The organism is Sulfitobacter sp. CW3 (assembly GCF_019392245.1).
Taxonomy (GTDB): Bacteria; Pseudomonadota; Alphaproteobacteria; order Rhodobacterales; family Rhodobacteraceae; genus Sulfitobacter.
This window is the reverse complement of the sequence record NZ_JAHXRL010000005.1, coordinates 190543-204509: the sequence shown is the minus strand read 5'-3', so window position 1 is coordinate 204509 and position 13967 is coordinate 190543. Positions and strand designations below refer to the sequence as shown.

Genomic DNA, 13967 nt, shown 5'->3' with positions numbered 1-13967 from the left:
CGTTCTCACTTTTCTATTGGAAAATCGACGCCATCCGCCTATGTACCAATTGGTAATGGGGGTCTGATATGGCTGAGCTGAAAAACATCGAAGTCCGCGGCGCGCGCGAGCATAATTTGAAAAACATCGACGTGGATATTCCGCGCGACAAGCTGGTGGTGATCACGGGCCTGTCTGGTTCGGGTAAATCCTCGCTGGCGTTCGATACGATCTATGCCGAAGGGCAACGCCGTTATGTGGAATCGCTCAGCGCTTATGCCCGGCAATTCCTTGATATGATGCAGAAACCCGATGTGGACCACATCAGTGGCCTGTCGCCGGCAATCTCGATTGAACAGAAAACCACGTCGAAGAACCCCCGTTCGACCGTCGGCACCGTCACCGAGATTTACGATTATATGCGCCTGCTGTTTGCCCGCGTCGGCACGCCCTACAGCCCCGCCACCGGCAAACCCATCGAGGCGCAGCAAGTTCAGGACATGGTCGACCGGATCATGACAATGGAGGAGGGGACACGCGCCTATCTGCTGGCCCCCATCGTGCGCGACCGCAAAGGCGAATACCGCAAAGAATTCCTTGAGCTGCGCAAGCAGGGTTTCCAGCGCGTTAAGGTTAACGGCGAGTTTTACGAGCTGGACGAGCCACCAACGCTGGACAAGAAATTCCGCCATGACATTGACGTCGTTGTCGACCGGATCGTGGTCCGCGAGGGGCTTGAGACGCGGCTCGCCGACAGTTTGCGGACAGCTCTTGATCTGGCCGACGGAATCTCGGTCCTTGAAACGGCCCCCGCCGAAGGCGAGCCCGAGCGCCATACCTTTAGCGAGAAATTCGCCTGTCCGGTCAGCGGTTTCACCATCCCCGAGATTGAACCGCGGTTGTTTTCCTTTAACGCCCCTTTTGGCGCGTGCCCGTCTTGTGACGGCTTGGGCAAGGAACTGTTCTTTGATGAACGGCTTGTCGTGCCAGATCAAAACCTCAAGATTTACGATGGCGCCTTGGCCCCATGGCGCAAGGGTAAGTCGCCCTATTTCCTGCAAACCATCGAAGCCATCGCCAAGCACTACGACTTTAACAAAAACACCAAATGGAAAGACCTGCCTGAAAATGTGCAGCAGGTGTTTTTGCGCGGTTCCGGCAAGGAAGAGATCAAGTTTCGCTATGACGAGGGCGGTCGTGTCTACGAGGTTAGCCGCGTCTTTGAAGGCGTCATCCCCAACATGGAACGCCGCTATCGCGAGACGGACAGCAACTGGATCCGCGAAGAATTCGAGCGCTACCAGAACAACCGCCCCTGTGGCACCTGCGAAGGCTACCGCCTGCGCCCCGAAGCCCTCGCCGTAAAGATCGGTCCGGTCGACGGCAAACCCGAAGAGCGCCTGCACGCAGGTCAAGTTGTGCAAATGTCGATCCGCGAAGCGTTCGATTGGTGCAACACTGTTCCCGACGTACTGACCGTGCAGAAAAACGAGATCGCCCGTGCCATTCTCAAGGAAATTCGTGAACGTCTTGGGTTTCTAAATAATGTGGGATTAGAATATCTTACGCTGGCACGTTCAAGTGGTACATTAAGTGGCGGCGAAAGCCAGCGCATCCGGTTGGCCTCTCAAATCGGGTCGGGGCTGACAGGGGTTCTCTATGTTCTTGATGAGCCCTCTATCGGGTTGCACCAGCGCGACAATGACCGCCTGCTGTTGACGTTGAAAAACCTGCGCGACCAAGGCAACACCGTGATCGTCGTCGAACATGACGAAGAAGCGATCCGCGAGGCCGATTATGTTTTCGACATCGGTCCGGGTGCGGGTGTTCATGGCGGGCAGGTTGTCAGCCACGGCACCCCCGAACATGTGGCCAACGACCCCAATTCGCTGACGGGCCAATACCTGACCGGCAAACGCGAGATTTCGGTGCCCGCCAAACGGCGCAAGGGCAACAAGAAAAAGATCAAGGTCGTCAAAGCGACGGGGAACAACCTTCAGAACGTCACCGTCGATTTCCCCTTGGGGCAGTTTGTTTGCGTGACCGGTGTGTCGGGCGGCGGCAAATCGACGTTGACCATTGAAACCCTGTTCAAAACCGCGTCGATGAACCTGAACGGTGCGCGGCAAACACCTGCCCCTTGTGAAACGATCAAGGGTCTCGAACATCTGGACAAGGTGATCGATATCGACCAGCGCCCCATCGGGCGCACGCCACGGTCGAACCCTGCTACCTATACGGGGGCGTTTACGCCGATCCGCGACTGGTTCGCGGGCCTGCCCGAGGCCAAGGCGCGTGGCTACAAGCCCGGGCGCTTTAGCTTTAACGTCAAGGGCGGGCGCTGCGAAGCGTGTCAAGGTGACGGCGTCATCAAGATCGAAATGCACTTTCTGCCGGACGTATATGTCGAATGCGAAACCTGTAAGGGCAAGCGGTATAACCGCGAAACCCTTGAGGTGAAGTTCAAAGGCAAATCCATCGCGGACGTGTTGGATATGACCGTGGAAGACGCGCAAACATTCTTTGCCGCGGTGCCCAGCATTCGCGAGAAAATGGATGCCCTCATGCGCGTCGGGCTTGGCTACATCAAGGTGGGCCAGCAGGCCACGACCCTGTCAGGGGGCGAGGCGCAGCGCGTCAAGCTGTCCAAGGAACTCAGCAAGCGGTCCACGGGCCGGACGCTGTATATTCTGGACGAACCGACAACGGGTCTGCATTTCGAGGACGTGCGCAAGCTATTGGAGGTGCTGCATGAACTGGTCGATCAGGGCAATTCGGTCGTTGTGATCGAACATAACCTTGATGTGGTGAAAACCGCAGACCACATCATCGACATCGGCCCCGAGGGCGGCGATGGCGGCGGTCGTGTGGTGGCCACCGGCACACCTGAACAGGTCGCCGAGATCGCGGAAAGCCACACGGGCCATTACCTCAAGCCGATGTTGTCACCGCGTAAGGTTGCCGCTGAATAGACATAGAAAAAGCCCCGACCGTTAAAGTCGGGGCCTTTCGCTTAGTTCAGCAGCCTGGACGCAAGGCCGATCAGGGCCAACACGTCATTGGTCCTTGGATCAACCGCATAGACATAGCCGTTGTTCTGGACGTAGCGATTATAACGCTTCAGTCCGTAGCGGTGCGGCTGTTCAACCACGACATAGTTGACCACTTTGTCACCCTTGGCGTAGCGGCGATTATTGTGGCCGTTGTTGCTGTGCCCGTTTTTGACGTTATCACGGTCGTGCGACACCTGCCGGTTATCGGTTTTTCGCGTGTCACGGTGGTTGTCATTTTTGATCAACACCACCTTCGCGTTGGATGTCTTACTGTGTGCAATAGATCGCGCTACAGCGTGCCCTGCAGGGGCAGCTTGGGCTGCCGGTACAATTGACAGGCAGGCCGCAACTGCACCAGCGACGATAATCAGGTTTCTCATGATATTTCCCGTTTGTTATGCTCGATAAAAACATAACGGTGCGGCGCAAAGTTCCCGTCGGTTTATTTTTCCGGCGGGATACTGCTTGATATCATGTGAGGCAGTTGGGTTTAGTCGCCGCGATTGCGTTTTTCAAACCGGGGCAACATCGCCGAGAAATCCTTGCCTAGTCCGCCTTCATCCTCGACAAACTGTGTATAAAGGGCGCGGGCCAATTCGCCCATTGGTGTGTCGGCATTGGCCATCTCGGCGGCTTGTTGCGACAACCCCAAATCCTTGAGCATCAATTCAGCTGCAAATCCGGGCGCATAGCCATTGTCGGCGGGCGAGGTGGGGCCGACACCGGGGGCAGGGCAATAGGCGTTCATCGACCAGCTATAGCCCGACGATGTGCTGACCACGTCGAACATTTTCTGACGGTCGAGGCCCAGTTTATCGGCCAGTGCAAAGGCTTCGCAGGTGGCGATCATCGTGACGCCAAGGATCATGTTATTACAGATTTTCGCCGCTTGGCCCGCGCCTGCATCACCACAATGCACGGCCTTTTGGCCCATGATATCGAACAATGGTTTCGCTTTGGCAAATGCTGCTTCGGACCCGCCTGCCATGAAGGTAAGCGTCCCGCCAGCGGCCCCACCGATACCACCGGATACAGGGGCGTCAACCGCAAAAATCCCAGCGTCTTCAGCGGCTTCTGAGGTGTTCTTAGCGCTTTCCACATCCACGGTCGAGCAGTCAATAAATAGCGCGCCCTTGTCCATATGCGGGATCGCTTGGGCCGCGACCTGACGCAGGATCGACCCGTTTGGCAACATGGTGATCACGACATCCATGCCTGTGACAGCACCCTCAAGATCGGCGGCGACGGCGACGCCCTCGGCTTTTGTGCCGGCCACGTCAAACCCGGTGACCTGATGCCCGGCCTTGGCCAGATTGGACGCCATGGGCGCACCCATATTGCCGAGCCCAATGAAACCTATCTTCATGCTCATCTCGTTCTCTCCAGTGTCAGGGCGTCTTGGCCCAAGGGTTTCAGCATCGTGGCCACCGTGGCAAGGGGGACGTTCATATCGGCATATTGCCAGCTGGGGCTACGGTCTTTGTCGATGATCGCCGCGCGAATACCTTCCAGAAAATCGCCATGCTCCATCGCGCGAAAGGTAAACCGGTATTCCAGATCCAACGCCTTTTCGATGCTCAGGGACGGGCCGCGCAGACGGTGAATGGCCTCGATGGTGCTTGCCATGGCGAGGGGGCTCATCCTGCCCATTTTCTTGAGACATTCCTGCGCGAACGGGCTGTCTTTGATGCGCAGGTTGTTCAGCACATCGCCTAGGGTTTCGCCATCAAACAGCGTGTCTATCTGGTCTTGCACAACCTCCAGCTCGGACGCGGGCGGCGCGATTTTGGCCGCGTCAATGGCCGCAACATCGCCAGAGGTCTCGAGCGCCTCGATTACGGTTTTCCACTGTAACTGTGGAACGTAACTATCTGCAAATCCTGCGTAAATCGCATCTTCGGCGCTCATCCGGGTGGCGGTGGTGCCCAGATATTCACCCATGCGTCCCGGTGCCAGCGCCAGCATCAATGTGCCGCCAACATCGGGCAGTAAACCGATCCCGCATTCGGGCATCGCAATCTGGCTGGTTTCACCGACAACGCGGTGCGATCCGTGACAGCCAAGGCCAACACCGCCGCCCATGGTGAACCCTTGCAGGAAGGACACGACAGGCTTGGGATAGGCGAAAATCTTGGCATTCAGCCGGTATTCATCAGCCCAGAACTTGCGGCCATAGGCGTAATCACCCTTGGTGCCTGTAGCATAAAGTTCGGCAATATCACCGCCCGAACAAAAGGCGCGATCGCCCTCGGCGTCCAGCACGATCAGATCAACAGTGTTATTGTCGCGCCACGCATCGAATGCATCTTCGATGGCCAGACACATCTCGTAGGTTAACGCGTTCAGCGCGTGGGGGCGGGTCAGGGTGATCCGACCGCCGCGGCCCGTGATGCGGATGGAAATATCGCTCATCTGTTCTTCAGCATGTCACGGGCGACAATCACGCGCATAATCTCGTTTGTGCCCTCGAGGATCTGATGCACTCGCAGATCGCGCACCAGCTTTTCGATCCCGTAATCTGCCAGATAGCCATAGCCGCCATGCAGTTGCAGACATTGATCGACGACCTTGCTGCCGGTTTCAGTCACGAATTTCTTCGCCATGGCACAGAACTTGGTCGCGTCGGGCGCGCCGTTATCCAGCTTCCATGCGGCTTGACGCAGGAAGACGCGGGCGGCTTGCAGCTCGATCTCCATATCCGCGAGACGCCATTGCAGCCCTTGGAACTGGTCGATAGATTTGCCAAACGCCTTGCGGTCACCCATGTAGGTCAGGGTCGAGGTCAGCGCGGTTTGCGCGGCCCCCAAGGAACAGGCGGCGATGTTCAAACGCCCGCCATCCAGACCCATCATCGCGTATTTGAAACCTTTGCCTTCTTCGCCCACCAGATTACCGGCGGGGATGGTGCAATCATCGAATTGAACTTGCGAGGTTGGTTGGCTGCGCCAGCCCATTTTATCCTCAAGCCCGCCGAACGACAGACCCGCTGTACCGTCCTCGACAAAGACTGTGGATACACCCGCCGCCCCATCATCAGAGGTGCGCACCATGGCAACATAGGCGTCGGAATACCCGCCGCCCGAGATAAACGCCTTGGTCCCGTTCAAGGTATAGCCATCATTCGTGCGGTCGCATCGGGTTTTGAGCGCTGCGGCGTCGGAGCCTGATCCGGGTTCGGTCAAGCAATAGCTGAGCACGGTGTTCATCGACAATACATCGTCCATGATCCGCGATTTCAATTCGTCGCTGGCAAAGCTGTCGAGCATTTTGGCGCACATGTTGTGGATCGACAGGAATGCCGCAACCGACGGGCAGGCCATGCTGAGGGCTTCGAACACCAGCGTCGCGTCAAGCCGCGACAGGCCAGATCCGCCTGCGTCTTCAGACACATACAAGCCGCCAAAGCCGAGTTCGGCAATTTTGGGCCAGATTTCCTTGGGGATGGTTTCGTCTTTTTCCCATTGCCGCGCGAAGGGGGCAATATTTTCTTGGCCAAAGCCGTAAGCCATGTCGAAGATGGCGGATTGTTCTTCGGAAAGTGCGAAATCCATAGCGATGATCCCTCCCAAGATCGGTCGAATTGAACGTTCGTTTAATTATAGCAAAGCCTGCACAGGGCGCAAGCGGTCTGCGGGGGCCATGGCCCCCGCAGCAGATGGATTATTCCATCGGTTTAAAGTTGAACTCGCCGCCTTCTTTGATGCCTGATGGCCAGCGCGAGGTCACGGTCTTGGTGCGTGTGTAGAATTTGAACGCATCGGGCCCGTGCTGGTTAAGATCGCCAAAGACGGATTTTTTCCAGCCGCCAAAGGTGTGATACGCCAGCGGCACAGGGATTGGCACGTTGATGCCGATCATGCCCACATTGATGCGGTTCGCGAAATCACGCGCGGCGTCACCGTCACGGGTAAAGATCGCGGTGCCGTTGCCCATCTCGTGATCCATCGCAAGGCCAAGCGCCTCTTCGTAGGTTTTGGCGCGCACGGTGGACAGCACTGGGCCGAAAATCTCGTGCTTGTAGATGTCCATGTCTTTCGTGACGTTATCAAACAGGTGCGGCCCGACGAAAAAGCCGTCTTCATAGCCTTGAAGTTTGAAGTCACGGCCATCGACGACCAAGGTCGCGCCCTGGTCGATACCGGTTTGTACCAGACGTTCGATGTTCGCCTTGGCCGCCGCTGTAACGACCGGGCCATAGTCGACATCATTACCCGAGGAGTAAGGCCCGACTTTCAGTTTTTCGATGCGTGGGATCAGTTTCTCGATCAGACGGTCGGCGGTTTCGTCACCGACAGGGACGGCCACGGAAATCGCCATGCAGCGTTCGCCAGCCGCACCGTAACCCGCACCGATCAGCGCGTCGGCGGCTTGATCCAGATCGGCGTCCGGCATGATGATCATGTGGTTCTTGGCACCGCCAAAGCATTGAACGCGCTTACCATTCGCACAGCCCGTGCCATAGATATATTCGGCAATCGGGGTTGAGCCAACAAAGCCAACCGACTGGATTACAGGGTGGTGCAAGATCGCATCAACGGCTTCCTTGTCGCCGTTAACGACCTGAATGATGCCTTTGGGCAGGCCTGCTTCTTCCAGCAGTTCGGCCAGCATCAGCGGAACAGAGGGGTCACGCTCGGACGGTTTGAGGATGAACGCATTGCCGCAGACGATGGCAGGCGCGAACATCCACATCGGGATCATGGCAGGGAAGTTGAACGGCGTGATGCCGGCGGAGACACCCAAGGGCTGGCGCATGGAATACATGTCGATGCCGGGGCCGGCGCTGTCGGTGTAGTCACCTTTCAGCAGTTCAGGCGCGCCGATGCAATATTCAACGACCTCAAGCCCGCGCTGCACGTCGCCTGCGGCGTCGGGAAGGGTTTTGCCGTGCTCGCGGGACAGGGCCTCGGCCAATTTGTCCATGTCGCGGTTCAGCAGGTCGACGAATTTCATCATCACACGTGCGCGGCGCTGCGGGTTCACAGCGGCCCATGCGGGCTGTGCGGCCATGGCGTATTTAACCGCCTGGTCCATCTCGGCCTCGTTGGCGAGGGGGCATTTTGCCTGCACTTCGCCGGTGGCAGGGTTGAAAACGTCAGCAAAACGGCCCGACGTGCCTTTGACATGTTCGCCGTTCAGATAATGGGTGAGCTCTTGCATGGGAATCCTCCGGTTAAGTTTGGGCGAAGGATAGGCTTGCAAAAATGATTGTGAAAGGGGCATGAAGTCAAAACTGTTTTGCATTTTTGCATGACGTATGTGCGGTTTGCACAGCGGGTAGGGGGCCAGCCCCCGTCCTTTGGACTCCCCCGGAGTTTACTTGGCAAAATGAAATGAGGAGTGGCGCGTGTTAGGGAATTGGGATGATCTGCGGTTGTTTCTGGCGGTTGCGCGCGAGCAGAGCCTGTCGGGCGCGGGCAAGATTTTGAGGCTGGATCCGGCGACTTTGGGGCGGCGCATGGCACGGGTGGAAAAGGGGCTGGGGGCGGTTTTATTTGTGAAATCCCCAACGGGCTATGCCCTGACCGAGGCGGGCGCGCAGTTGTTGGAACGTGCTGAGGCGGCCGAGCAGGCCATGCGTGTGGCCACGGCCGAGGTGGCGGAGCCGTCGGATAGGTTGCGGGGGCAAATTCGGATCGGTGCGCCGGACGGCTGCGCGAACTATCTGTTGCCGCAGGTCTGTGCGCGGCTGATTGAGGCCAACCCCGAGCTGGATATTCAGATTGTGGCCTTGCCGCGGGTGTTCAACCTGTCGCGCCGCGAGGCGGATATGGCAATTGGCGTCAGCGCGCCCACCGCGGGGCGGTTGGTGGTGCAAAAGATCACGGACTATCAGCTGCATCTGGCCGCGTCCGAGGGGTATCTGAGCAGCAGCGCGCCCATTCGCACGACAGCTGATCTGCAAGGGCATCGGTTGGTCGGCTATATCCCCGATATGATCTTTGACCGGGAGCTGGATTATCTGACCGAATTGGGCATGACCCGTGTTCCGTTGGCGTCCAATTCGGTTTCTGTACAGGTGAATATGATCCGGCAGGGTGGGGGCGTTGGCATAGTGCATGACTTTTGCCTGCCAGCCACCCCTGGCGTCGCCCGTGTTTTGACATCGCAGGTGGCGTTGAGCCGGGCATTTTACCTGATCCGGCATGAGGATGACCGCCGCAACCAAAGATTGAGCCGTTTTGCAGATGAGCTCGCACAGGGTATTCGAGCAGAGGTCTTAAGGCTTGAGGCAAATACTTGACAGGCAACACCATTAAAGGGAACCTAGGCTTTAGAGTAATATTATTGCGGAGGGCTCTAAAATGCTTGTATCTCAAATCCTGAAAACCAAGGCAGATGACAGTGTGACCACAGTCAAACCCGGCATGCTGATCGCGGATGCGGCGCAGATGTTGGCGGAAAAACGGATCGGGACCTTGGTGATATCAAGCGATGGCAAAAACCCCGACGGTATCCTGTCGGAGCGCGATATCGTGCGCGAGTTGGGGCGTCAGGGCGGCAATTGTCTGAAAATGACCGTTGAAAGCCTGATGACACGCAAGCTGGTGACCTGCACCAAAGACGAGACATCGGATGCGATCCTGAACAAAATGACCGAGGGGCGTTTTCGTCACATGCCTGTATTGGAAGACGGTGCTTTGATCGGATTGATTTCGCTGGGCGATGTGGTCAAGGCCCGCCTGATGGAGCTGTCGATGGAGAAAGACGCCCTTGAAGGGATGATCATGGGGCATTAGCCCCAACGTTCCCAAAAATGCGCAAAATAGGCCGTTGCGTTTCAGGCGCTTAAATGGTTGCCTGCCGCAAATTTTACGACACAAGAAGACTGGATTACCCTATGCGCGTTGGCCTGTATCCCGGCACCTTTGACCCGATCACTTTGGGGCACCTTGATATCATCCGCCGGGCTGCGACCTTGGTCGACAAGCTGGTGATTGGCGTGGCCATCAACCGTGATAAAGGCCCCTTGTTCGAGCTGGAAGAACGTGTGGCGCTGATCAATTCGGAATGTGCGGCACTGTCCGAAGAAACCGGCACTGATATCGTTGTGCATCCGTTTGAAAACTTGCTGATCGATTGCGCCCGCGATGTTGGCGCGCAGATGATCATACGCGGATTACGCGCCGTTGCTGATTTTGAATACGAATATCAGATGGTTGGCATGAACCGTAAGCTGGATGACAGTATTGAGACGGTGTTCCTGATGGCCGAAGCCGAACATCAGGCGATTGCAAGCAAGCTGGTCAAGGAAATTGCCCGGCTTGGCGGGGACGTCAGCAAATTTGTGACGCCCGCCGTCAATACCGAGCTTAAGAAACGTTTTTCAGCGGCGTAATTCCTTAGAGGAATTTTGCGATCACGCGGGATGTATCAAGCATCCGGTTCGAAAAACCCCATTCGTTATCATACCACGCCAAAACGCGGAGCTGCGTGCCGTTTTGCACCGAGGTCTGATCGGTGGCAACGACGCAGGAATGGCTGTCGTGGTTCAGGTCAACCGATACAAGCGGCTTGTCGACCATACCCATGATGCCCTTCAGCGGGCCCTCGGATGCGGCGCGCAAAAGGTTGTTCACTTCCTCGGCTGTTACCTTGCGCGACACCTCAATCACCAGATCAACGCAGGATACGTTCGGGGTGGGCACGCGGATCGCGGTGCCGGCGATGATGCCCTCAAGTTCTGGCAGCACCTTGCCCAACGTTTTGGCAGCACCGGTTGTGGTTGGGATCATCGACAATGATGCGGCGCGGGCGCGGTACAAATCGCTGTGGGCCGTGTCATGGGTCGGTTGATCGCCGGTAAAGGCGTGGATCGTCGTCATGTGACCGTGCACAATACCGAACGCATCATGCAATGTTTTGGTCAGCGGGGCCATGCAGTTGGTGGTGCAGGACGCGTTGCTCATCACGATGTCGTCGGCATCAAGAATGTCGTGGTTCACGCCATAAACGATTGTTTTCATGGCGTCTTTGCCGGGGGCCGAGATCAGGACACGTTTCGACCCGTTTTCCAGGTGCTTGGCGGCACCGTCGCGGGTCACAAAGATGCCGGTACATTCCAGCGTGATATCCACATCACCCCATGGCAGGGCAGCGGGGTCGCGTTCGGATGTGACGCGAATTGGCCCTTGGCCCACGTCCATCGTGCCATCGCCCAGCGTTACCGGCCGGCCATAGCGCCCATGAACGGAATCGAATTCGAACAGATGCGCGTTGGTTTCAAGCGGGGCCAGATCGTTGATCGCGACCACCTGAAGGTCATCGGCACCCTGTTCCATCAAAGCGCGCAGTACGTTGCGGCCAATGCGGCCAAAGCCATTGATTGCGAGTTTGGTTGCCATCGGGGCGTTCTCCTGAATTTGATAGCGCTAACATGATGATCCAAGGCGAAAAGTCAACCGATGGACCGGCAATTAGGGACAGGATTGGTGAAAAGCGCCGGAAATGAGGGGCGCGTGTTTCCGATCAGCGCCAGAAAGCGACCCATTCAAGCAGGTCCATAAACTTTTTAGCTAAAAATAGAAGATGTTCGGTGCCAAAATACAGGCTGTCCACAACCAGACCACCGATCAGCAAGGCGGCCAGAACCAGCGAGATTTGGGTGTTCATTCTGCATCTTCCTTGCGCGGTGCCCAGCCCACATAAACATGGGCCCCATTAATAAACAGGGCCCAGATATGACAGGGCAGGGCCGGTGCCGCAAGGCTTAGCCAAGGTGGCCCATGGCGACGGCAACATCGGCCATGCGCACGGAAAAGCCCCATTCGTTGTCGTACCACGCCAAGACGCGCACCATGCGATCGGACACAACCATGGTCTGGTCCGGCGCAAAGATTGAACTTTCTTCGGTGTGGTTAAAGTCGATCGAGACTTTCTTTTCGGGGTCATAGCCCAGCACGCGCTTCATCGGGCCTTCGGCGGCGGCGCGCATGGCGGCGTTGACTTCGTCGACGGTGACATCGCGCGCGGCGCGGAATGTCAGGTCAACGGCGCTGACGTTGGGGGTGGGCACGCGCATGGCGGTGCCGTCCAGCTTGCCCTTAAGCGCGGGCAACACTTCGCCCAAGGCAGCCGCCGCACCGGTCGAGGTCGGGATCAGCGCCATGGCCGCGGCGCGGGCGCGGTACAGGTCGTCATGGCGGCGATCAAGCGTCGGCTGGTCGCCCGTATAGCTGTGGATCGTGGTCATGATGCCATATTCGATGCCAAAGGAATCCTGCAGGACTTTGGCCAGCGGGGCCAGACAGTTGGTGGTGCAGGACCCGTTGGAAATCATCGTGTCGGACGCTTGCAGTTCGTGGTCGTTCACACCGTAAACGATCGTACGGTCGACGTTTTTACCGGGGGCCGACAGCAGCACACGTTTTGCGCCGCGCTCAAGATGTACGTTGGCTTTTTTGCCGTCGTTGAATTTGCCGGTGCATTCCAGAACGACATCGCAGCCGTCCCAGTTTAGTTCGTTCATGTCATAGGTCGACATAACCTCGATCGGGCCCTGGCCCAGATCCAGCGTACCGTTGCCGACTTTTACCTCGTTGGGAAAACGCCCGTGGACGGAATCGTATTTGATCAGATGCGCCGCTGTCTCAAGCGGGCCAGTGGCATTGATGCGGACCACTTCGATGTCGTCGCGCCCTGAAGCAGCGATATGTGACAGGGTGCAGCGGCCAATGCGGCCAAATCCGTTAATACCAACTTTGATCGTCATGGGGCGTCCTTTGAAAAAATGCGGGTGACGTTGCGCGCTCTATAACGGCAGCCTATGCGTGACTGAAAGGGTAAAAGCGAATAATTTCCGTATGTTAGCGTTAACTCAGCATGTTAGCGGTAAATGTTACAGGGTGATTGCCTTCGCGGGTCGCTGGGTTAAGTTGATTGCTAACTGAATTGGAGAATTTTGATGAGTGGTTTACTGGCGCTTTTGGATGACGTGGCCGCAATCGCCAAGGTTGCAGCAGCAAGTGTGGATGATGTGTTCGGGCAAGCCGCCAAAGCCAGTGCAAAAGCGGCGGGGGCCGTGATCGATGACGCCGCCGTGACGCCGAAATATGTCCACGGATTCGAGGCCAACCGCGAGTTGCCGATCATCTGGCGGATCACCAAAGGGTCGCTTAAAAACAAACTGGTATTTTTGCTGCCCGCCGGTTTGGCCCTGTCCAATTTCGCGCCATGGGCGATATCGCCTTTGTTGATGCTGGGCGGCGCGTATCTGTGTTTTGAAGGGGCCGAAAAAGTCGCGCATGCCTTGGGGATCGGCGGGGCAGGGCATGATGATTATCCTGACAAGTCCGAAGCGACCGAAGACCCGGCCCATCTAGAAGACGCCAAAGCCCAAGGCGCGATCAAGACTGATTTTATCCTGTCAGCCGAGATCATGACGATCATTCTGTCCAATCTCGCGGTCGACAATTTCTGGATGGAAGCAGCGGCACTGGCGGCTGCGGCTGTCATTATTACCATCGCGGTTTACGGATCGGTTGCGCTGATCGTCAAGGCGGACGACGTGGGGCTGTACATGGCGAAAAATGCCAATCTTGGCGTCACCCGCACCATCGGCCGCGCGATTGTGCGCGGTATGCCCAAGTTTCTAACGACGCTGACCATTGTCGGCACCGCCGCGATGCTGTGGGTTGGGGGGTCGATCATCATTCACGGGATGGAGGAACTGGGTTTCGGCACCTTGGGCCACCTGATCCATGATGCAGCCGCCTATGTGGGCCACATGGTGCCCGCCGCCTATACCGCCGCTGTCGAATGGATCGCCAAGGCGGCGATGGACGGTGTGTTCGGGCTGGCGCTTGGCCTGATCCTGATCCCTGTGGGCGAGAAAATCGTGACGCCGCTGTGGCGTGCCGTGTTCAGCCGCAAAAAGAAAGACGCCCACGCGGCTTGATCTGACGACAGTCTGAAGTCTGAAATGCAAAAGGGGGC

At 57.3% G+C, this 13967-nt stretch carries 13 protein-coding genes; 5 read left to right on the top strand and 8 right to left on the bottom strand.

Going from position 1 to position 13967, the window contains the following annotated elements:
* The first annotated feature begins 68 nt into the window (after nucleotides 1-68).
* On the top strand, nucleotides 69-2951 hold the full coding sequence (gene uvrA / locus KZZ06_RS13530) for an excinuclease ABC subunit UvrA (RefSeq protein WP_219580650.1): 2883 nt from the start codon (nucleotides 69-71) through the stop codon (nucleotides 2949-2951).
* Nucleotides 2952-2992: 41 nt separating this feature from the next.
* On the opposite strand, the gene KZZ06_RS13525 is transcribed toward uvrA, so the two are convergent.
* The 5 genes from KZZ06_RS13525 to KZZ06_RS13505 form a co-directional block, all read right to left on the bottom strand.
* Nucleotides 2993-3412 (bottom strand): hypothetical protein, encoded by a 420-nt coding sequence (locus KZZ06_RS13525; RefSeq protein WP_219580649.1) that lies wholly within the window; start codon nucleotides 3410-3412, stop codon nucleotides 2993-2995.
* Nucleotides 3413-3522: 110 nt separating this feature from the next.
* Nucleotides 3523-4398 (bottom strand): 3-hydroxyisobutyrate dehydrogenase, encoded by an 876-nt coding sequence (gene mmsB, locus KZZ06_RS13520; protein WP_219580648.1) that lies wholly within the window; start codon nucleotides 4396-4398, stop codon nucleotides 3523-3525.
* Between the two features lie 2 nt (nucleotides 4399-4400).
* A complete protein-coding gene (locus KZZ06_RS13515) occupies nucleotides 4401-5444 on the bottom strand; it encodes an enoyl-CoA hydratase/isomerase family protein (protein ID WP_219580647.1) in 1044 nt (347 codons plus the stop codon).
* Nucleotides 5441-6583, bottom strand: coding sequence for an acyl-CoA dehydrogenase family protein (locus KZZ06_RS13510; protein ID WP_219580646.1), 1143 nt, complete (start codon nucleotides 6581-6583; stop codon nucleotides 5441-5443). Before KZZ06_RS13510 ends, KZZ06_RS13515 begins: the two co-directional genes overlap by 4 nt.
* Nucleotides 6584-6692: 109 nt before the next feature.
* Entirely contained in the window at nucleotides 6693-8192 is a 1500-nt protein-coding gene (locus tag KZZ06_RS13505) for a CoA-acylating methylmalonate-semialdehyde dehydrogenase (RefSeq protein WP_219580645.1), read from the bottom strand.
* A 187-nt stretch (nucleotides 8193-8379) separates the two neighbouring features.
* On the opposite strand from KZZ06_RS13505, the gene KZZ06_RS13500 reads away from it, so the two are divergent.
* The 3 genes from KZZ06_RS13500 (at nucleotide 8380) to coaD (ending at nucleotide 10371) form a co-directional block, all read left to right on the top strand.
* Entirely contained in the window at nucleotides 8380-9276 is an 897-nt protein-coding gene (locus KZZ06_RS13500) for a LysR family transcriptional regulator (RefSeq protein ID WP_219580644.1), read from the top strand.
* Between the two features lie 61 nt (nucleotides 9277-9337).
* Nucleotides 9338-9772, top strand: a complete 435-nt coding sequence (locus KZZ06_RS13495) for a CBS domain-containing protein (RefSeq protein ID WP_219580643.1) — start codon at nucleotides 9338-9340, stop codon at nucleotides 9770-9772.
* Nucleotides 9773-9873: 101 nt separating this feature from the next.
* On the top strand, nucleotides 9874-10371 hold the full coding sequence (gene coaD, locus KZZ06_RS13490; RefSeq protein ID WP_219580642.1) for a pantetheine-phosphate adenylyltransferase: 498 nt from the start codon (nucleotides 9874-9876) through the stop codon (nucleotides 10369-10371).
* Nucleotides 10372-10375: 4 nt separating this feature from the next.
* Here coaD and gap (KZZ06_RS13485) read toward each other — a convergent pair whose 3' ends face one another.
* The 3 genes from gap (KZZ06_RS13485) to gap (KZZ06_RS13475) all read right to left on the bottom strand — a co-directional run bounded on the left by gap (KZZ06_RS13485) (nucleotide 10376) and on the right by gap (KZZ06_RS13475) (nucleotide 12744).
* Nucleotides 10376-11377, bottom strand: coding sequence for a type I glyceraldehyde-3-phosphate dehydrogenase (gap, locus tag KZZ06_RS13485; protein ID WP_219580641.1), 1002 nt, complete (start codon nucleotides 11375-11377; stop codon nucleotides 10376-10378).
* A gap of 124 nt (nucleotides 11378-11501) precedes the next feature.
* Complete coding sequence (locus KZZ06_RS13480) at nucleotides 11502-11645, bottom strand: hypothetical protein (protein ID WP_219580640.1); 144 nt, start codon at nucleotides 11643-11645, stop codon at nucleotides 11502-11504.
* Nucleotides 11646-11742: 97 nt separating this feature from the next.
* A complete protein-coding gene (gap, locus tag KZZ06_RS13475; RefSeq protein WP_219580639.1) occupies nucleotides 11743-12744 on the bottom strand; it encodes a type I glyceraldehyde-3-phosphate dehydrogenase in 1002 nt (333 codons plus the stop codon).
* A 192-nt stretch (nucleotides 12745-12936) separates the two neighbouring features.
* Between gap (KZZ06_RS13475) and KZZ06_RS13470 the strand changes: the two genes are divergently transcribed.
* Nucleotides 12937-13929 (top strand): DUF808 domain-containing protein, encoded by a 993-nt coding sequence (locus KZZ06_RS13470; protein WP_219580638.1) that lies wholly within the window; start codon nucleotides 12937-12939, stop codon nucleotides 13927-13929.
* Nucleotides 13930-13967 lie beyond the last annotated feature (38 nt).

What these genes read in the sequence shown, in the direction of transcription:
- uvrA (WP_219580650.1), top strand. Translation starts at nt 69, where the DNA reads ATGGCTGAGCTGAAAAACATCGAAGTCCGCGGCGCGCGCGAGCATAAT.
- KZZ06_RS13525 (WP_219580649.1), bottom strand. Translation starts at nt 3,412, where the DNA reads ATGAGAAACCTGATTATCGTCGCTGGTGCAGTTGCGGCCTGCCTGTCA.
- mmsB (WP_219580648.1), bottom strand. Translation starts at nt 4,398, where the DNA reads ATGAAGATAGGTTTCATTGGGCTCGGCAATATGGGTGCGCCCATGGCG.
- KZZ06_RS13515 (WP_219580647.1), bottom strand. Translation starts at nt 5,444, where the DNA reads ATGAGCGATATTTCCATCCGCATCACGGGCCGCGGCGGTCGGATCACC.
- KZZ06_RS13510 (WP_219580646.1), bottom strand. Translation starts at nt 6,583, where the DNA reads ATGGATTTCGCACTTTCCGAAGAACAATCCGCCATCTTCGACATGGCT.
- KZZ06_RS13505 (WP_219580645.1), bottom strand. Translation starts at nt 8,192, where the DNA reads ATGCAAGAGCTCACCCATTATCTGAACGGCGAACATGTCAAAGGCACG.
- KZZ06_RS13495 (WP_219580643.1), top strand. Translation starts at nt 9,338, where the DNA reads ATGCTTGTATCTCAAATCCTGAAAACCAAGGCAGATGACAGTGTGACC.
- coaD (WP_219580642.1), top strand. Translation starts at nt 9,874, where the DNA reads ATGCGCGTTGGCCTGTATCCCGGCACCTTTGACCCGATCACTTTGGGG.
- gap (WP_219580641.1), bottom strand. Translation starts at nt 11,377, where the DNA reads ATGGCAACCAAACTCGCAATCAATGGCTTTGGCCGCATTGGCCGCAAC.
- KZZ06_RS13480 (WP_219580640.1), bottom strand. Translation starts at nt 11,645, where the DNA reads ATGAACACCCAAATCTCGCTGGTTCTGGCCGCCTTGCTGATCGGTGGT.
- gap (WP_219580639.1), bottom strand. Translation starts at nt 12,744, where the DNA reads ATGACGATCAAAGTTGGTATTAACGGATTTGGCCGCATTGGCCGCTGC.
- KZZ06_RS13470 (WP_219580638.1), top strand. Translation starts at nt 12,937, where the DNA reads ATGAGTGGTTTACTGGCGCTTTTGGATGACGTGGCCGCAATCGCCAAG.